This is a genomic window from Achromobacter deleyi (assembly GCF_016127315.1).
GTDB classification, from domain to species: domain Bacteria; phylum Pseudomonadota; class Gammaproteobacteria; order Burkholderiales; family Burkholderiaceae_B; genus Achromobacter; species Achromobacter insuavis_A.
The window spans coordinates 2,207,019-2,226,011 of record NZ_CP065997.1 but is presented as its reverse complement, the minus strand read 5'-3'; the positions used below and the strand labels follow the sequence as shown (position 1 = coordinate 2,226,011).

General features: G+C 70.7%; 13 protein-coding genes and 1 pseudogene. 6 read left to right on the top strand and 8 right to left on the bottom strand.

The window, feature by feature from the left end:
- Window positions 1-208: 208 nt before the first annotated feature.
- Window positions 209-1,039 (bottom strand): annotated as a pseudogene (locus tag I6I07_RS31900) (sensor histidine kinase); the annotation flags it as partial.
- Between the two features lie 546 nt (window positions 1,040-1,585).
- Between I6I07_RS31900 and I6I07_RS10040 the strand changes: the two are divergent.
- From I6I07_RS10040 to I6I07_RS10020, 4 genes are all read left to right on the top strand, one after another.
- Window positions 1,586-2,224 (top strand): response regulator, encoded by a 639-nt coding sequence (locus I6I07_RS10040; protein WP_198486522.1) that lies wholly within the window; start codon window positions 1,586-1,588, stop codon window positions 2,222-2,224.
- A gap of 301 nt (window positions 2,225-2,525) precedes the next feature.
- Window positions 2,526-3,089: an RNA polymerase sigma factor gene (locus tag I6I07_RS10035; RefSeq protein ID WP_198486521.1), complete on the top strand. Its 564-nt coding sequence runs from the start codon at window positions 2,526-2,528 to the stop codon at window positions 3,087-3,089.
- A 184-nt stretch (window positions 3,090-3,273) separates the two neighbouring features.
- Complete coding sequence (locus tag I6I07_RS31665; RefSeq protein ID WP_232626015.1) at window positions 3,274-6,687, top strand: WG repeat-containing protein; 3,414 nt, start codon at window positions 3,274-3,276, stop codon at window positions 6,685-6,687.
- Window positions 6,684-9,572, top strand: coding sequence for a WG repeat-containing protein (locus I6I07_RS10020; RefSeq protein ID WP_198486520.1), 2,889 nt, complete (start codon window positions 6,684-6,686; stop codon window positions 9,570-9,572). The genes I6I07_RS31665 and I6I07_RS10020 overlap by 4 nt, the downstream gene beginning before the upstream one ends.
- Before the next feature lie 67 nt (window positions 9,573-9,639).
- On the opposite strand, the gene I6I07_RS10015 is transcribed toward I6I07_RS10020, so the two are convergent.
- The gene (locus tag I6I07_RS10015; protein ID WP_198486519.1) at window positions 9,640-10,500 is read right to left on the bottom strand and encodes an isocitrate lyase/PEP mutase family protein; all 861 of its coding nucleotides are present in this window, start codon (window positions 10,498-10,500) and stop codon (window positions 9,640-9,642) included.
- Window positions 10,501-10,605: 105 nt separating this feature from the next.
- On the opposite strand from I6I07_RS10015, the gene I6I07_RS10010 reads away from it, so the two are divergent.
- Window positions 10,606-11,484 carry a LysR family transcriptional regulator gene (locus I6I07_RS10010; protein ID WP_198486518.1) on the top strand — a complete coding sequence of 293 codons (879 nt, stop codon included), beginning with the start codon at window positions 10,606-10,608 and terminating at the stop codon, window positions 11,482-11,484.
- Window positions 11,485-11,538: 54 nt separating this feature from the next.
- Here the strand turns inward: I6I07_RS10010 and I6I07_RS10005 are convergent, their stop codons facing one another.
- From I6I07_RS10005 to I6I07_RS09990, 4 genes are all read right to left on the bottom strand, one after another.
- Window positions 11,539-12,354: a siderophore-interacting protein gene (locus I6I07_RS10005; RefSeq protein ID WP_006391615.1), complete on the bottom strand. Its 816-nt coding sequence runs from the start codon at window positions 12,352-12,354 to the stop codon at window positions 11,539-11,541.
- 25 nt (window positions 12,355-12,379) lie between these two features.
- Window positions 12,380-13,273, bottom strand: a complete 894-nt coding sequence (locus tag I6I07_RS31660) for a PadR family transcriptional regulator (protein WP_232626013.1) — start codon at window positions 13,271-13,273, stop codon at window positions 12,380-12,382.
- 110 nt (window positions 13,274-13,383) lie between these two features.
- Window positions 13,384-14,280: a DMT family transporter gene (locus I6I07_RS09995; RefSeq protein WP_198486517.1), complete on the bottom strand. Its 897-nt coding sequence runs from the start codon at window positions 14,278-14,280 to the stop codon at window positions 13,384-13,386.
- Window positions 14,281-14,353: 73 nt separating this feature from the next.
- Complete coding sequence (locus tag I6I07_RS09990; RefSeq protein WP_232626011.1) at window positions 14,354-15,292, bottom strand: helix-turn-helix transcriptional regulator; 939 nt, start codon at window positions 15,290-15,292, stop codon at window positions 14,354-14,356.
- A gap of 95 nt (window positions 15,293-15,387) precedes the next feature.
- Between I6I07_RS09990 and I6I07_RS09985 the strand changes: the two genes are divergently transcribed.
- The gene (locus I6I07_RS09985; RefSeq protein WP_198486516.1) at window positions 15,388-16,833 is read left to right on the top strand and encodes an MFS transporter; all 1,446 of its coding nucleotides are present in this window, start codon (window positions 15,388-15,390) and stop codon (window positions 16,831-16,833) included.
- A gap of 24 nt (window positions 16,834-16,857) precedes the next feature.
- On the opposite strand, the gene I6I07_RS09980 is transcribed toward I6I07_RS09985, so the two are convergent.
- Both I6I07_RS09980 and I6I07_RS09975 read right to left on the bottom strand, forming a co-directional pair.
- Complete coding sequence (locus I6I07_RS09980) at window positions 16,858-17,625, bottom strand: phytanoyl-CoA dioxygenase family protein (RefSeq protein WP_198486515.1); 768 nt, start codon at window positions 17,623-17,625, stop codon at window positions 16,858-16,860.
- A gap of 133 nt (window positions 17,626-17,758) precedes the next feature.
- The gene (locus I6I07_RS09975; RefSeq protein WP_198486514.1) at window positions 17,759-18,877 is read right to left on the bottom strand and encodes an AI-2E family transporter; all 1,119 of its coding nucleotides are present in this window, start codon (window positions 18,875-18,877) and stop codon (window positions 17,759-17,761) included.
- Window positions 18,878-18,993 lie beyond the last annotated feature (116 nt).

Below are 18,993 nucleotides of genomic sequence, written 5' to 3'. Positions count from 1 at the left end.
AGCGACGGACGATGCGGCGACGGACATGGCGAACCTCGGGCGTGGGACGTCGATCCCGTGCGGATGGATGGATGACGCTATTACAGGGGCGCCTGGGCCGCGCTTCAACTGATTATTTTTCGCCGGCTGCATGCGCGCCGGGAATGCCAACCGGCAGCCACAGCGAGAACACCGAACCCTTGCCGGTCACCGAGCGCAGCGAGATGTCGCCATGCAGCAGGTCCGTCAAGCGGCGCACGATGGCCAGCCCCAGGCCCAGCCCCTCGTTGCCCGGCGACGCGGCCGGGCCGCCGGCGCCGCGCGTGAACTCGGTGAAAACGGTTTCCCGCAGTTCGGGCGCGATGCCCACGCCGGTGTCCCAGACCTGGATCAGCACGCCGCCGCGCCGCCCGCGCGCCGACAGCAGCACCCAGCCGGCGGGCGTGTACGACAGGGCATTGCCCAGCAGGTTGTCGAGGATGCGGCGCAGCAATGCCGGATCGGTCTGCAGCGCCAGCGAGGTCGGCGCCACCACGAGGCGCAGGCCCCGCGCCCGCGCCTGCGGCTCATAGTCCAGCCGGATGTCGTCGAACAGGGCGTCGAGCGCGACGGCGCGGCGCTCCAGGCGCACCAGGTGCGCGTCCAGGCGCGACACGTCCAGCAGGCCGTCCAGCAGACGGTTCAGCCCGTCGAGCACGCCCTGCTGGCGCCGTGCGACATGCAGGGCGTCCTGCGGCGTGACGCTGCCCTGCTCGGCGCGGCTGGCCAGGATGTCGGTGAACATGCCGAGCGCGTGCACCGGCTGGCGCAGGTCGTGCCCGGCCGCCGCCAGGAAGCGGGTCTTGGCGCGGTCGGCCGCGGCCACGCGGTCGCGTTCGTGTTCCAGGCTGCGTATCAGGGCGCTGTTCTCGAAGCGCAGCGCCACGGTGGTCTTGAGGCTGCGATAGGTGACCGCGCTGAAGTACAGGTTCACCGCCAGCAGGCAGACGCCGAAGGCCGCGTACACCAGGTGCAGCCCGTCGGCCGCCACCAGGCAGGCGGCGATGAACGGCGCCACCATGCCCAACGCCGATCCCACGTAGGCGGGCGGATAGGCCGACAGCGACGGCACCGCGCCGCTGCACATGCCGGCCAGCATCACGCAACCGAACGCCAGCAGCAGGTCCTGCCCCGACACCACCGCCAGCAGCCCCGCCAGCCCCCATAGCAGACCCGAGGTCCAGGACAGCAGGCAGAAGCCGCGCACCCAGGGCCGCACCGGTCCGGCCGCACGCCGCAGGAACCGGCGGCAGACGATCACGCGCGCCAGCGTCAGTAGATACACGGCGCCGATCCACGCCGCCAGCACCCCGGCGGGCGCGGCCTCGCGCATGACGTACAGCACCGGCAACGCGACGGCGAAATTGGCGAACAGGACGCCATAGGATTGCTTGTAGAGCAGCGTGGCCAGCTCGGTCGCGACGGCGTCGGCGACGGGGCCCGCGTGCGTGACGGCGGTGCCCGGCGGATGGGGCGGGGATAGCGCGGCAGGGGCGGTCATGCGCCTGGATCGGTCCCTATAATGGTGCCTCATTCTGACACAAGCCGCGGCGCCCTTACCGCCTTCATGACCCCGACCTCCCCGCCCCCCCTGCTGCGCGTCCTGCTGGCCGATGACCATGGCATCGTGCGCGAGGGCCTGAAGATGGTGCTGAGCCAGGCGGGCGCGATGATCGGCTCGATCGACGAAGCGGCCACCGGCGAACAGGTGCAAGCGCTGCTGGCCGCGCACGGCGCCGACGTACTGGTGCTGGACCTGGGCATGCCCGGCGTGGCGGGTTCGGGCTGGGTGCGCGCGCTGCGCGAACGCCATCCCGCCCTGCACATCATGGTGCTGACCGCCAATACCGACGCCCGCAGCCGCCAGGCGATCCTCGACGCCGGCGCCGACGAATACCTGGCCAAGACCGGCAACTCGCGCGAGCTGATGGCCGCGATCCAGCGATTGCACGACGGCCAGGCCGGCCGCCCGGCCCAGCCGCGGCCCACCCATGCGCCGGCGCCGGCCGAGACCCTGACGCGGCGCGAGCAGCAGGTGCTGGCGCTGGCCGCGCAGGGCGCCACCGCCGCGCAGATCGGCGCGGCCCTGCACATCAGCCCGCTGACGGCGCGCAAGCATCGCGAGAACCTGATGCGCAAGCTCGCGCTGCACAGCACCGCCGAACTGGTGGCCTACGCGGTGCGGCTGGGCCTGCCCAGCGCCTGATCCGGGCGACGCCTGCCCGGCGCCTGATCCAGGCGGCGCCTGCCTGAGCGCCGCCCCACGGCGCTGGCCAAAATACGGCACGCGCCGTATTTGCTACCGAATCTTCCAAACGTAGACTGGTTTCGCAGCATCCGCTTTCTCTTTCCGACAGGGCCATGGGAGATCGCGGGGCTGCACCGCACTCCCCACGCCACCTCCCCGCGCGGCCCGCTCCGGATCGCGCCTGGCACGTGCGCGCCCGCGCCAGGCGCCTGCCCCGGCGCTGCGGGCGTCCCCGTCCACGACCCGCTGCACCGCCACCATGCCCCCTGCTTCCTGTCCGTCCGCCGCCCTCCCGTCCTCCCCGCTGGCCGATCCGGTCAGCCAGCTGGTGCGGGACGAATCCGAACGCCTGCGCCGCTTCGTGCTGCGCCAGGTGGGCAACAGCTCCGACGCGGACGAGATCACGCAGCAGGCCTTCGTCGAGATGTCGTCGTGCTACGAGCGCTTCCGCGGCGAGAGCAAGCCGTCGACCTGGCTGTTCGGCATCGCCCGCAACCTCATCCGCAACCACCTGTCGCGCGCTCCCGAACGACGCTATGCGTTCGTGAGCGAGGACGCCCTGGTCGAGGAACATGACCGCCGCTCGGACCCGGCCGCCCGCACCGAGCTGATGCAGACGCTGCGCATCCTGGACCGGTCGCTGGCCGCCCTGCCGCCCGACCTGGGCGACGTGCTGGTGATGATCTGCGCCGACGGCATGTCGTACGAGGAAGCCGCGGCGCGGCTGGATCTGCCGATCGGCACGGTGCGCAGCCGCCTGTCGCGGGCGCGGTCGCTGCTGCGTTCGCGCATGCGCCAGCAGGGCGCGTGGCTCGACGATTGAGACGCCTGCCGGCGCGCTGTTAACGGTTCGTTTTCTATCGTTACATTTATCGCTTCTTTGCTTGCTACTGCTGGTTACAGTGCTGCCTTCGTTCCCCTTTGGCAGGCATCACCACCATGCGGCACGTCCGGCTTCGCTCGATCCCCTTGATTGCCCCTTCGTCCGTCACCGCGCGGGCCGCGTCATGAGGCGCGCCGTCATGCTGCGGCCGCTGGCGCTGGCCGTGGCGCTGGCCGGCCTGTGGGCCAGCCCCGTCCACGCCGAAGACGAATTCGCCGACTGGCAACGCGACTGCGTCGGCCGCACCTATGCGATCACCCCGGACGTGTCCTGCAACCGCGACTACGCCGAGGGCCTGGCCGCCGTGCTGACCGGCAAGGCGGACGACACGGCCGGCACCTGGGGCTACATCGACAAGCAGGCCCGGATGGTCATCACGCCCGCCTTCCAGGAAGCGGAGTCGTTCCAGAACGGCCTGGCCGCGGTGCAGCAAAACGGGCTGTGGGGTTTCATCGACAAGCGCGGCGAATGGGTCATCAAGCCGCGCTTCACGCGCGCCTCGGGCTTCAACGCGGAAGGCACCGCGCTGGTCGAGGAGGACGAGCGCGACGTGCTCGTCAATCGCCAGGGCCAGATCGTCAAGACCTTCGAGCTGGGCACCCGCTCGTGGGGCTTCGAGCCGGGCCAGAAGCTGGCGGCGATGGAGGTGCCGCAGGCGCCGCGGCTGTTCAATACCGCGACCGGCCGCGCCATGACGCTGCCCGGCGACGTGATGATGCTGAACCGGCCCGTCGCCGGCTACCTGCCGGCGCAGCGGCGCAGTTCGCGTTATGGCGGCCTGTGGGGCCTGCTCGACGCCAACGGCAAATGGGCCATCGCGCCCGACGTGCTGCGCTCGGAGCAGCCGCCGCTGCGCGACGGCGACACACTGGCCGTGTACCGCCAGAACGCCTGGGCATTCGTGCGCCCCGACGGCTCGCCCTTGTCCAGGGAGCGCTATGAAAGCGTGGCGCAACCCGCCGCCGGCCTGTGGCTGGCCAAGCCGCGTGACAAGGCGCAGTACGTGCTGCTGGACGCGGACTTGCGGCCGATGCGCACGTTCACCAACCCCTACGTGGGCGTGGAGGAAAGCGGCGACTGGAAGGTGCTGTCCGACGTCGACGCCGTCGTGATGGTCGCCCCCGGCGGCAACGTGCTGGTGACGCCGGCCGCCTTTGGCCGTGTCACCGTCAGCGACGGCCTGGCCTGGCTGTATGGGCACGGTCCGAACGACGCCTTCGCCAGCGACGCGGCCAAGCCGGCCGACGAGACGGACCCTGCCGACGCCGCGGCGCAGGCCGAGGCGCAGGCCGAGGCGCAGGCCGAGGCGCAGGCCGAGGCGCAGGCCGAGGCGCAGGCCGAGGCGCAGGCCGAGGCGCAGGCCGAGGCGCAGGCCGAGGCGCAGGCCGAGGCGCAGGCCGAGGCGCAGGCCGAGGCGCAGGCCGAGGCGCAGGCCGAGGCGCAGGCCGAGGCGCAGGCCGAGGCGCAGGCCGAGGCGCAGGCCGAGGCGCAGGCCGAGGCGCAGGCCGAGGCGCAGGCCGAGGCGCAGGCCGAGGCGCAGGCCGAGGCGCAGGCCGAGGCGCAGGCCGAGGCGCAGGCCGAGGCGCAGGCCGAGGCACAGGCCGGACCGGCGGATCCGCCGCCGCCGATGTCGCCCGCCCTCACGGACGCCGCGCCGGTGCCGATGACCGCCGACGCCGCCGGGCCGGCCGTCGAGGCCGCCGCGGTCGCGGAGACCGCCGACAATGCGGCGCCGGCCGCCGCCGATGCCGCGGCCGATAGCGCCACGGCCGCCGCCACGGAAACCGGCACCGCCGTCCAGGTGCCGGGCACCGACAGCGAAGCCACGCTCAGGCAGATCTACCGCGCCGACGGCACGCCGCTGCTGGACAGCGACACCGTCGAACGCCTGGGCCAGTACCGCGTGCTGCCTTTCTCCCCGCGAAACGCCGGCGGCCGATCGCGCGACGCGGCGCCCGGCGCCGAGCAGTTGCCGCTGGCCCTGCTGCGGCCCAACGACTACCAGCAGCCCACCGGCATCCTGACGCGCTCGGGCAAGATCGTCATCAATCCCGATTGGGACGACATGAATAACTACGGCGCCGCCGCGCCGTTGCTGGTGAAGACGCGCAAGGGCACGGTGGGCGCCATCGACGCCGAGGGCAACTGGATCCTGCCGCCCACCTACGCCGGCATCGGCGGCTTCAAGGGCGCCTACAGCTGGGCCCGCACGCCGGCCATGAGCCGCGACGAGGCGGTGCTGATCGACACCCACGGCAACCCGCAAAAGCTGCCTGCGTATGTCGAGGTCAACGGCGAGAAGATCGACGGCGACCTGCTCTACTTCTACAAGCTGGACGAGCGCCGCAACCGCCGCTGGGGCCTGTGGAACATCCGCAGCGCCAGCGCCGCCGTGGCGCCCACGCTCGAGCGCATCGACGACTTCCAGGACGACTGGGCCAAGGCGCAGGACGGCGAGCGCTGGGGCGTCATCGACCGCCACGGCAAGTGGATCGTGCCCGCGACTTATGCCGGCAGCTACGCGCTCGATTACCTGGGCAACGGCTACCTGCTGGTGCGCGAGCCGAAAAGCAAGGATGACTCGGGCTACAGCGACGACTACCGCCTGATCAACCTGCGCACCGGCAAGCGCAGCGTGGTGCTGCACGAAAAGCCGCAGGACCTGAAGCAGGGCCGCTATCTGGGCCAGGGCAAGGACGGCGCCACGCTGCTGTTCGACGCCGACGGCGGCATGACCCGCCTGTTCGACGGCGTGCCCGACCGCAAGGAGCAGTTCGGCGACTGGATCTACGTGCAATACCGCTCGCGCAACGGCGCCATCGACGCGCGCGGCAATCTGAAGGTCTCCGCCGGCTATGGCGAGTTCAATCCGTTCTTCGTGCAGCCCGAGGGCCTGGCGCGCGTCTACGACGGCCAGCGCTACCGCCTGATGGACCAGAACGGCAAGGCCCTGCTCGAGAAGCGCGGCGACGGCACGCCGCTGGCGTCGATGCAGCGGGTGATCTTCCGCGACCGCGACTCGGCGGAAAGCGTCATGACCGACCTGCAGGGCCGCGAGATCACCCGATTCAAGGGCGAATTCAGCGTCGAGGAGCGCACCGCCGGCGAGGGCGTCGTGGCCTACCGCGGCAGCGGCGACCGCTACGGCTTCGTCAATGCCGCCGGCAAGCGCGTCGTCGGGCCCTACTTCAACCGGCTCGGTCCGCTGCGCGACGGCCTGGCGCTGGCGCGGCGCGACCAGCGCAGCGGCAAGCTGCTCGGCTACATCGACCTGACCGGCCGCTACGTGATCCCGCCCGAGTTCGGCTGGGCCAGCGACTTCAAGGAGGGCCGCGCGCTGGTGCGCCGCGATCGCCTGCTGGAATTCATCGACACCCGCGGCAAGACCACCGCGATGTTCGGCCTGCTGTGCGGCCAGGTCATCGTGCTGGACGCGCAGGAACGCGTGACCTGGCCACGCGAAAAGCTGACCTGCCCCGAGGCCACCGAGGCCGAAGACGCGCCCGTCCCCGAATCCGCCAAAGCAGAACAATCATGAGCACACGCGCGTTTCACGCCACCCGTATCGCCTGCGCCGTCGCCGCGCTCGGCCTGTCCCTGTCCGTCCATGCGCAGTATCGCCAGGACGGCATCCCCTGCGTCGATGGCCTGATGGATCCGGCCACGACCAGCCGCGACCTGCAGGCCTACGACGGCCCCGTCGGTTGCATCGGCCCGCTGTCGGACAACCGCGCCGCGGTGCTGCTACCGTCCTCGCTCGAGGAAATCGACCGCGTGCCGACCGACAAGTCGCTGCGGCGGCACGCCTGGGGATTCATCGACGGCAACGGCAAGCTCGTGGTCAATCCGCAGTTCGAGCGCGTCGGCAACTTCCACCATGGCCTGGCCGCGGTGCGCTGGAAAGGCAAGTGGGGCTATATCGACGGCAAGGGCAAGATGGCGGTGCCGCCGCGCTACGACAGCGCGGGCGACTTCGTCGAGGCCGGGCTGGCGGTGGTGACGCTGGACGGCCAGCACCAGCTGATCGACCGCGCCGGCAAGGCCGTGGGCGACGCGCTCGACGCCAGCGTCGAGCACGTCAGCCTGCGCGAAGGCCGGCCGGCGCAATTGTCCGTCACCTACCGCGAGGAATACCGCTCGGCCGACGGCGAACGCCGCTACGCCAAGGACGGCCTGCGGGTGGTGTCGGGCTACGGCAAGGACCTGTTCGTCGGCATCGACAGCCATGGCATGTACGGCCTGCTCGACGCCGACTGGAACTGGCGGGTGGAGCCCAAGTTCAGCGATATCACGCGGCAGAAGGACGACCCGCTGGCGCTCGGCATCGGCGACGATGAAGTGGTTTTGATCGACGACAAGGGCGCGCTGATCGGCGAAGGCAAGCGCTACCAGCGCCTGGGCCGCGTGGGCAAGGCGTTCTGGAGCGCGCAGCTGCCGACCAGGGGCTATGCATTGCTGGACGCGAACGGCCAGCAGATCGCCACGCTCACCAACGAGGAAGCGAACGCCTCGGACATCTACGACAACACGCTGGTCTACGCCTCGGGCGACACGCTCAAGGCCTATGTGCCCGGACGCCCCGACGCGCTGACGCTGGGCAGCCGCGACATCAAGCCCGACCAGAACGAAGGCGGCTATCTGCTGTTCCGCGACAAGGCCGGCAATGTCGCCGGCCTGCTGACGCCCAAGGGCGCCTGGCTGCAGGGCGACAGCGCGCCGCCGTGGCTGGCGCAGGCCGGCCGGCTGGCGGTGCGCCAGGGCAAGCTGTGGCTGTCCAGCCAGGACGGCCAGCTGCTCAACGCCATCGACGCCGACGGCCGCGCGGTGCTGCAACCCGAGGCGGTCGAGGCGGCGCAAGGCTCGCAACTGCGCGACATGCCGCTGGACGTGGTCGATGGCCCGCTCGGCCTGCTCGGGCAAGGCTATTGCCACTGCACGGAAGGCGGCGCCGGCCTGCTGCTGGCCGATGGCAGCGTCGCCACGCAAAAGGACTGGGACGAGGTCGTGGCGCTGGACGGCCCGCGCGACAGCGACACGCAGGACGACGTCTCCGCCGCCGAATCCCTCACCGCCGACCAGTTGCGCTTCGCCGCGCAGACCGAAGCGGGCATGCAGTTGCTCGACGGCCGCGGCAAGCCCATGGACCTGCCGGCGCAACAACACATCGGCGCCTTCCGACACGGCTACGCGCTGATCTACGCCAAGGGCGAGACGCGCCTCATCGACCGCGCCGGCAAGACCTACGCGCTGCCCGACTACTTCGAGGCCGAGGTCGTCGCGCCGGGACTGGTGCGCTACCTGAAGACCGCGGCCGAGGGCGATCCGTGGGGCCTGTACGACTTCGTCGCCGGCAAGGAAGTGTCAGCCCCGGCCTTCCAGTACATCGGCGCGTTCCACGACGGCCGCGCGGCCGCCTCGCTGGGCAAGGACAAGGTCGGCGTGATCGACGCGCAGGGCAAATGGATCGTGCCGCCGCGCCACAACGACGCCCGCTACGTCAGCGACAAGCTGTGGCTGATGTACCAGGCGGGCTCGCAGGAAGACGACTACCGCCGCCCCGCGGCGCTGTTCAATCGCGACGGGCGCATCCTGACCAGCTTCCAGCCGGCGCTGGACGTCTCGCGCGATGGCAGCGGCGCCTACCTGGCCTACAGCGAGAAGAACCGCTGGATCGTCGCGCCCGATGCCTCCGACGCGCTCGACCTGCAGGACGCCAGCTACACCCCCATGGGCACCTGGCTCGCCATCCGCCGCGCCGACCGCCACGGCTACGTGGACGGCCAGGGCCGCTGGCAGATCGCGCCGGGCGCGGTGGCCGGCACCTCGTTCCAGGGCAAGCCGGCGCGCGCGCTGCTGAGCGGCGACGACGGCGCCCGCCTGATCGACGAACAGGGCAAGACCGTGGCCAGCCTGCCGGCCGGAGACTGGTACTGGCCGACAGGATCGGCCTGGCTGCTGCGTTCCGGCGCGGACGCCCAGGGCAAGCCGATCACCCTCTACGCCGACGCCACCGGCAAGACCCGCCTGACGCTGCCGGGCACCGCGACCTCGTTCTCGGAAGGCCAGGCGGCCATCGTGCTGCCCAACGGCAGCATGCGCGCGGTCAATGAAAAGGGCGTCGCGGGCGGACCGACCTTCGACTACCTCGGCCCGCGCCACGATGGCCTGGCGCCGGCGCTGGTCGGCGATGGCTACGGCTATGCCGACGGCCAGGGCCGGCTGGCGGTCGCGCCGGTCTACCTGTGGGCCTCGGCCTACGCCAACCAGCGCGCCGTGGTGTCGACGCGGGAGTTCTCGATGATCCTGGACGAACGCGGCACGATGGTGGCGCGCGTCACCCTGGAATGCGGCATCCGCACGCTCTACGGCAGCTACAACCAGCGCCTGTGGCCGCTGTCGATGCCGCAGCGCTGCCGCCAGTAAGGCCGCGCGCGCCGGCTCGAGCCGGCGCGCGTCCCGCCTGCGTTGGGTCCGTTCGCGGCAACCCTTGCTACTGCGCGTCCAGCGCCAGATAGCGGCGGGTCTGCACGATCTCTTCGCGTTCCTTGAAGCTGGTCAGGCGGTCGGCCAGCGCGCTGCTGTCGCCGGTTTCGCGGATCGCCGCCAGCGTGGCCTGCATGGCGTGGATGGCGGCGCGCTGCAGATCCGACGGAATGATCGCCAGGCGATAGCCCATGGCGACCAGGTCGGGCAGCGGCACCAGCGGCGTCTTGCCGCCATAGAACATGTTGATCAGCTTCAGGCCCGGCAGCCGGTCGGCGATGGCGCGGATCTGCTCCAGCGTTTCCGGCGCCTCGACGAACACCATGTCGGCGCCGGCCTTCACATAGCGCTCGGCGCGCGCGATGGCGGCGTCGAAGCCCTCCACCGCGATGGCGTCGGTGCGCGCGATCACCAGCGTGTCGGCATCGGCCAGCGTCTGGCGCGCGATGTGGACCTTGCGGCACATTTCCTCGGCATCCACCAGGCTCTTGTCGTCCAGGTGGCCGCAGCGCTTGGGAAACGACTGGTCCTCGATGTGGAAGGCCGCGACGCCGGCCCGTTCCATGATGCGCACCGTGCGCTCGACGTTGGCCGAGCCGCCGAAACCGGTGTCGGCGTCGGCCACGACCGGCAGGCCGCTGGCGTCGACGATCTTCTCGACCCGGTCCATGACCTCGGTGAAGCTGAGCAGCCCGATGTCGGGGTAGCCGGCCGCGCGCGCGATGGCGCCGCCGCTGGCGTAGACGGCGTTGAAGCCGGCCGCGGCCACCAGCCGGGCCGACATGCCGTCGTAGGCGCCGGGCGCCACCACGATGTCCTGGGCCAGATGGCGGCGCAGCAGCGCGCCGGGAGTGGGAGTCGAAGCCATGCGCATTCCTTTGGAAACGAAGAGGGGATGTCCGCATCATCGTTGCGCCACACTAGAATGTCCAATATATGGAAAATTGATAATCGGTACTTTCTGGATACCAATATGGAACTGCGCCACCTGCGCTATTTCGTGGCCACGGCCGAGGCCCAGCACTTCACCCGCGCGGCCGAACAGCTGGGCATGGCGCAGCCGCCGCTGTCGCAGCAGATCCGCCAGCTGGAAGAGGAAGTCGGCACGCCGCTGTTCGACCGCCGTGGCCGCGGCGTCAGTCTGAATGACGCCGGCCGCGCCTTCCTGGCCTGCGCGCAGGACATCCTGCAGCGCGCCCAGGACGCGGTGCAGACGGCGCGCCGGGCCGCGCGCGGCGAGGTCGGCGAACTGTCGTTGGGCTTCACCGAATCGGCGTCGTTCCATCCGGTCGTGACCGAATTGATCCGGCTCTACCGGCAGCAATACCCCGATGTGGAAATGACGCTGTCGCAGGACGACAGCGAAACGCTGGTGGCGCGCCTGCGCGATGGCCAGATCGACGCGGCCTTCGTGCGGCCGCCGTTCGCGATGGACGGCGGCCTGCGTTTCACGCAGTTGACGGAAGAGCCGCTGGTGGTGGCGCTGCCGCTGGGCCACGCGCTGGCGCGGCGCAAGCGGCTGGCGCCGGCCGACCTGGCGCAGGAGCGCTTTATCCAGTATTCGCGCAAGTCCGGCTATGGCCTGAGCGCCGACATCATGGCGGCGTGCCGCCAGCATGGCCTGAACCCGCTGCCCGGCCAGCGCGCGCCGCAGCTGTCATCGGCGGTGAACCTGGTGGCGGCGGGCATGGGCGTGGCGATCGTGCCCGCGTCGCTGCGCCACCTGCGCCCGGACGGCGTGGTCTACCGCCCCTTCGCGCTGGACTGGCCGCGCGCGGTGCTGGGCCTGGTGGTGCGCGACGATGCCCCCGGCGGACGCGTGGCCAACCTGCTGGCGCTGGCGCAGGGGTAGGCGCGCTCGCGGCTGCAACCCGCGGCTTCAACCCGCGGCCTCAACCCCGCAACGTCAATCGTCGTGCGACTCGTGCACGGCGATGGCGCCACGCTTCCAGTAGCTGGCGGCGCGGATGCGGCTCTTGTCGACGCCGTGCTGCGCCACCATGATTTCGCGCACCGCCTTGGCCACGGCCGATTCGGCCGCGATCCAGGTGTAGCCCTCGCCGGGAGGCAGCGCCAGTTCGCGCGCGGCTTCCAGCAACCGCGTGCTGTAGCCGGCCGCGGTGCCGTCGCGATGCAGCCAGCGCACCGTGGCCCGCGCCTGGGTCGGCAGCGGGATCTCGTTGGCGGCGCCCGGCACTTCTACCAGCACCAGCGCCTGCGCGGTCGCGGGCAATTCTTCCAGGCGGCGGGCGATGGCGGGCAGCGCGGTCTCGTCGCCGATCAGCACGTGCCAGTCAAACCCCTTGGGCACCACGAACGAACCGCGCGGGCCGCCGATGCCCAGGCGCTGGCCGGCCTCGGCCTGCTCCGCCCAGGTCGAGGCCGGGCCGTCGCCGTGCAGCACGAAGTCGATATCCAGCTCTTCGCGCGCGGCGTCATAGCGGCGTGGGGTGTAGTCGCGCGCGGCCGGGCGCGGCGCGCCGTCGGGGAACTTGATGCCATCGGGGCCGACCTCGGGCAACAGCAGCGGTTGCGACGGATCGGCGGGGAAAAACAGTTTCACGTGGTCGTCGAAGGACGCGGACACGAAGTCGCGCAGGTCTTCGCCGGTAAAGGTCACGCGGGCCAGCAGGCCGGCGATGCGCTCGACGCGGGCCACGGTCAGGATGCGCATCTTCAGGGGATGGCGCACGCGTTCGACAGTCAGGTCGCTACGGGTCATGGGGTCTCCAATGGGATAGGCGGAATCAGTCACAGCTCTTGCCGGTGATTTCCGCGGTCGCGCGGCGCAGGATGGCGGCGATGCGACGTTGTTCGGCGGGCGACGCCTCGGTGCGCTGCAGCAGCGCGTGGCGGATCTCCTGGCGGGCGTGCACGAATTCATCGATCCAGCCGCTGGCATCTTCCTCGTCGGCGGCCGGACGCGGCTCGCCGCTCCAGGCCTGGCGCATCCAGTCCATCTTGCGGGCCACGTGCTTGAGCTTGTTGAACATCACCGACAGGCGCTCGCGGTTGGCTTCCAGGTGCTCGCGGCCCGGGTCCGCCAGGTGGTAGCGCTTCTTGCTGCCTTCCTGCTCGACGGTGGCGTAGCCCAGCTCTTCGAGATAGGTCAACGCCGGATACACCATGCCCGGGCTGGGCGTGTAGAAGCCGTTGGACATCGCGCCCAGCGCCTTGATCAGCTCGTAGCCGTGGCTGGGGTTCTGTTCCAGCAGGCCGAGCAGCATCAGTTGCAGGTCGTCGGCCGAGACTTTGCGGCCGCGCGCCCAATGACGGCCATCGCCGCCGAAGCTGTCGTCGGCATCGCCGCCCCGGCCGTGGCCGCCCCACGGGCCGCCGAACCAGCCGCGACCGCCGCCGGCGTGGCGGCCATGACGGCCGCGGCCGCCTTCGTGGCGACCATCCGCGCCGTGGCCGGCGTGGCCATGACGTTCGTAGGGGTCGTGATGATCGAGGGATTCGTGGCGACCGCGATGATCGTGGAATTCGGAATGGCCGTGATGGCCGTGGTGATGATCGTGGTGGCCGTGGTGGTCGTGATGGCCGTGGTGGTCGTGATGGCCACGGTGGCCGTAGTGGCGCTCGCGCGATTCATGGCGCGAGCCGCGGGCAAAGGCGGTCAGGAAGTGGAAATGGCGCATGGGGGCCTCGCTGGGAGTCTGACGTGTTACTTAAAACATATCTTAAGATATATGTCTTACGATACACAGACACGATTCCGGCCGTCAAGCGCCTTTTTTTTGTGACGCCGCTACCGGGGCGTCTTGTCGAGCACGCCGGCGGCGATGCCGGCCACGATCAACGCCATCCCCAGCAACAGCGGCGCGCTCAGGGGCTCGTGCAGCACCACCGCCGAACACAGCAGGCCGACCACCGGCACGCCCAGCAGGCCGATCGACGTGACGCCCGCAGGCAGGGACCGGTTCACGTTCACCGCCGCCCAGTACGCCACGGCGATGCCGAACACGCCGCCATAACCCAGCAGCCAGCCCAGGTCCGGGCTCCACGTCACGCGCGGCGCGCCCTCGGCCGCCCAGGCGACCGCGGCCAGCACGCCAGAGGCCAGCAGCGCCTGCCAGAACGCCAGCTCGAACGGCGGCGTGACCCAGCGATGGGCGCGCACGTAGACGATGTTGGCGGCCCAGCACAGCGCCGCCAGCAGCACCAGGCCGTTGCCGAACACCGCCTCGTGATTGCCCCAGTCGAACGCCAGCGGATTGAAGATGACGGCCAGCCCCAGCAGGCCCAGCGCCAGCCCCAGCTGACGGCCGCGCCCGATCGGTTCGCCGAGGAACACGCGGGCTGCCGGAATGACCCACAGCGGCGTGGTGTAGGCCAGCACCACCGAGCGGCCGGCCGGCACGTATTGCAGGCCAAGACTGACCAGCGCGGCGAACGCGCCCATGTGCAGCAGGCCCACGCTCAGGATCACGGGAATGTCGGCCTTGACCGGCCACGCCACCCGCCGCAGCGCCAGGCCCAGCGCCAGCAGCGCGGCGGCGCCGGCGACGCTGCGCGCGGCCACCGCCCAGATCGGGGTCATGTATTGCAGCAGCAGCTTGCTGACGACCCAGGTGAAGCCCCAGGCCAGCACCACCACGACGAGCAGCGACAGGGCCTGGCGGCGGGACAGGATTTGAGTGGACATGGCGCGGGCGGAAGTGGCGAATCGCCCCGACTATAGAAGCGCGCCGCGCCCCCGCCGTAGCGCCACGCGACGCCTAATCTCTGGAGCCACGCGCGGCCGCGCGCGGCTTGCGCGCCAGCCAGCGCGCGCAGGCCGCGGCCTGCGGTTCGTCCGGCGCGGGCGCGTAGACCACCAGGCGCAGGTGGCGGCTTTCATCGACCGACAAGGTGGAATGCTCGAACGCCACCTCGCCCAGCGCCGGCAGGCGCAGGCTGCGCACGCCCATGCAGGCGCCGTGCACGTCGTGCTCGCGCCACCATGCCTTGAACTCGGGCGCGACGCGTTCCAGCTCATCGACCAGTTCGGTGATGTCCGGCGCGCCCGAGGCCGACGCGAAATCACGCCGGAAGGTGGACAGCATCGCCGGCGCCTGCGCCGGCCAATCGACGAACAGCTCGCGCATCGCCGGATCCACGAACAGCATCCACAGCAGGTTGCGCCGCCCCGCCGGTTGCGCGCCGAAGCCGAACACGCGTTCGGCCGCGGCGTTCCACACCACCACGTCCCAGCGCAGGTTGAGGATGTAGGCGGGACGCGCGGGCAGGTCGTCCATCAGGCGTCGCACCTGCGGCGGCACGGTGCACCAGGTGCGACCCGGCTCGGCTGGCGGACGCTGGTGCGCCAGCAGGTACAGGTGGCGCCGTTCCGCCGCGTCCAGCCGCAGCACGCGCGCCAGGTTTTCCAGGAAGGTGGCCGACACGCTGATGTTGCGGCCCTGCTCGAACCAGGTGTACCAGGCCAGGCCGACGCCGGCCAGCGCCGCCACTTCCTCGCGCCGCAGGCCGGGGGTACGACGACGGCCGCCGGCGGGCAGGCCCAGCGCGGCCGGACTCAGGCGCTCGCGGCGCAGCCGCAGGAATTCGGCGAGGTCGGCGCGGGTGCGGTCCAGCCGCTGCGCGCCCGTGTCGAGCGCGCCGGCTCGCGGCGCGGGCGCGGCGGCCGGCGCCGCGTCATGCGAAGGGGAACGGGGCATAGGCTATTGCCTTCAGTAATAGCATAAACAGCTAAATTGTATGAGGCTAGAACAGCCCACAGAATAGCGCCGATCCCCACTCCCGCGGCCTGTCCATGTCCTCCGCCACCCTGCCCTCGCCCTGCCCCGATACGCCCGCCAAGCCCGCCACGCCGGGCCCGCTCGGCCTGGCCGTGCTGCTGTCCGGCGGCTTCATCACGATCTTCGACCTGTTCGTCGTCAACGTCGCGATTCCCAGCATGCAGGCCACGCTGTCGGCCAGCTTCGCGCAGATCAATTTCATCATCGTCGCCTACGAGCTGGCTTATGGCGTGCTGTTGATCGCCGGCAGCCGGCTGGGCGACCGCCATGGCCGCCGGCGCCTGTTCATGCTGGGCATGGCCGGCTTCGCGCTGGCCTCGGCGCTGTGCGGGCTGGCGCCTGACGCCAACACGCTGATCGGTGCGCGCGTGCTGCAGGGCGTGGCCGCGGCCATGCTGTTCCCGCAGGTCTACGCGCTGATCCGCGTCAGCTACGACGGCCACGCGCGGCGCCACGCCTTCGGCCTGCTCGGCATGACGCTGGGGCTGGCGGCCATCGCCGGCCAGGTGCTGGGCGGCTGGATCGTGCATGCCGATCTGTTCGGGTTGGCGTGGCGCACGATCTTCCTGGTGAATGTGCCGGTCGGCATGCTGGCCTGGCGGCTGGCCCGCCACATCCCGGAATCGCGCGACGCCGCCGGCGCGCCGATGGACTGGGGCGGCTCGGCGCTGGTCGGGGCGGGACTGGGCCTGCTGCTGCTGGCGCTGGTGGAAGGACCCGCGCGCCATTGGCCCGCGTGGACGCTGGGCTGCGGCGCGGCGGCGATCCTATTGCTGGCGCTGTTCGTATGGCTGCAGCGGCGCGCCGGCGCCGCCGGCCGCGTGCCGCTGGTCGACATGGCGCTGCTGGCGCAGCCGCGGTTCGCCGCGGGCTGCCTGCTGGTGACGCTGGTGTTCTCCACCGCCAGCGCCATGTTCCTCTGCTACGCGCTGCTGCTACAGACCGGGCTGGGCGTGGACGCGTTGACGGCGGGCACGGTGTTCGCGCCGGCCAGCGTCGGCTTCGTGGCCGGCTCGATGGCGGCGCCGCGGCTGGTGGCGCGCTTCGGCACGCACGCGGTCACCGTGGCCGCGCTGCTGTATGGCGGCGCCACCGCCGCGCTGATGCTGCAGGTGGGCGCGGCCGGCGCGACGCTCGCGCCGTGGTCGCTGGTGCCCGCGCTGGTCTGGCTCGGCGCGGCGCAAGGCGCCGTCAACACGCCGCTGGTGAACCTGGCATTGGGATTGGTGCAGGACCGCCAGGCCGGCATGGCGGCGGGCGTGGTCGCCACCTTGCAGCAGGTGGGCGCGGCGCTGGGCGTGTCGGCCGCCGGCATGCTGTTCAGCGGCACGCTCGACGCCATGGCGGACGCGGCCGCCGGCGACCGCTACGCGCAGGCCTTCGCCAGCGCGATGCGCTTCAACCTGGCGGCCATCGGCGCATCGGTGTTGTTGCTGGCGTGGCTGGGACGGCGCCGTTGAAGGCGCCGCCGAAAGCACGCGGGTTTATTCCGCCAACGGCACGCCCGGCTGGCTGGCCGAACGCGTGCCCGGCAGCGGATGGCAGGACCGCGGATGATAGGTGTGCACCAGCGACAGCTTGACGCGGTCGCTGCGGTTGCCCTGCGCCGCGTGCAGCGTGCGGCAATGGAAGAACACCAGGTCGCCGGCCCGCAGTTCGGGACAGACGGCGCGCGCGATCCATTCGGCGTTTTCGGGCGCATCGTTGCGGAAGAACTTTTTCTCGTCGAACCGCGCCGGCGGGAACGCGGCCGCGTGCGAACCGGGAAGGAACGAGAGGCCGCCGTTGTCCCGGTTCTCGTCGCCGAGCGCGAGCCAACAGGACACCAGATCGGTGTCGGAAAACGACCAGTAGCGAATGTCCTGGTGCCAGCCGGTCAGGCTGCCGTAGGCCGGATGCTTGGTCATCACGCAGTTGTGGTGCACGGTGGACAGCACCGGCGTCTCGCCGAAATAGCGCGCCAGCGATTGGCCGATGCGCGGGTCGGTGGCCCATTGCGCGAACAGCGGATCGCGCCCGTAGGCGCCGAGCAGGCGCCGCACCGTCAGGCCGCCCTCGGCGTTGCGCGACTCGGGGGCGCCGGGATAGCGCAGATCCGCCTCGTATTCGATGGGCGCCACATGCTCGCGCAAATGGCGCTCGGCCAGCGCGCGCAGCGCCGCCACCTCGGCCGGGTCCGCGAACTGGCGCGCGACCACGAAACCCTGCTCGCGCAGGACCGCTAACTCATCTTCTTGCAATGACCCGGACATGATGAACCTGCCAAACCCTCAGACCCCGCGGCATGAGCTGCAAGCGTCTGCGCACACGGCAGGCGCGTGCCGGACGAGGCGCCGGCGAGCGCGGGAGAGCTAGATTACACCCAAACCCGAAGCCCCGGCCCGGCTAGGCCTGGCCGCCGGTCGGCGTATTGTCGGGCGGCGCTCCGGCCCTGAGCCGGGCGGTATCGCGCTCGACTTCCTCGTGGTTGACCCACTCGCGCCACACGGCCACCAGCAGCGCCATCAGCACCGGACCGACGAACAGCCCGACGATGCCCATGGTCTTCACGCCGCCCACCAGGCCGAAGAAGGTCGGCAGGAACGGCAGCTTGACCGGGCCGCCCACCAGGCGCGGGCGCAGCGTCTTGTCGACGATGAACAGTTCGACGCTGCCCCACACCATCAGCGCGATGCCCGCCACCATGTGGCCGGAACCGACCAGATACAGCGACACCAGCGTGAAGGACAGCGGCGCGCCCCCGGGGATCAGCGCCATGAAGCCGGTGACCACGCCCAGCAGCACCGGCGACGGCACGCCCGCGACCCAGTAGGCGATGCCCAGCACCACGCCCTCGCCCAACGCGATCAGGCCCATGCCGGTGACGGTGGAATTGATGGTGGCCGGCACCACGCGCGAGAAGCGCTGCCAGCGCGCCGGCAGGATGCGTTCGCCCAGCACGTCCAGTTGCGCCACCATGCGCACGCCGTCCTTGTAGACGAAGAACAGCGTGATCAGCATGAACAGCACGGTCAAGAGCAGCTGGAACACATTGCCGGTGGCGGCCAGCACCATGCGATAGATATTGCCCAGGTGTTCGCCGCTGACGGCCTCGACCAGCGCGCCCAGCGCATGCGGCTGGCCGATGTAGGCCTCCCAGTATTCGCCAAGCCGGTCGCCCACCACCGGCATCGAGGTGATCCAGTTCGGCACGTCGACGCCGTGGCGGTTGGCGGCGATGGCCCAGGCGAAGAAGGTGCTGGCTTCCTTGATGGCGTACGACAACGCCAGCGACATCGGCACGATCAGCACCACGATCACCACCAGCAGCGCCAGCGATGCCGCCAGCGCGGTGCGGCCGCCGCAGCGCGCCACCAGCCGCTGGTACAGCGGCCAGCTGGCCAGGCCGATGATCAGCGCGGCCAGCGCGGGCACCAGGAAGCCGCTGAGGAAATACACCCCCGCCAACAGGACGAGCAGCAAAAGCCAACGGGCGATCAGGTAAGCGGGAAGTACAGGCTGCATAGAGCGGATCGACAGTGAATGCGTTGAGGCTTTGACTGTCGGACTATACAGACGTTTCTTAAAATACGAGGGACGCAAGGCCTGTATTTACTACGGGGTTTCCCGGGTTTTCCAGG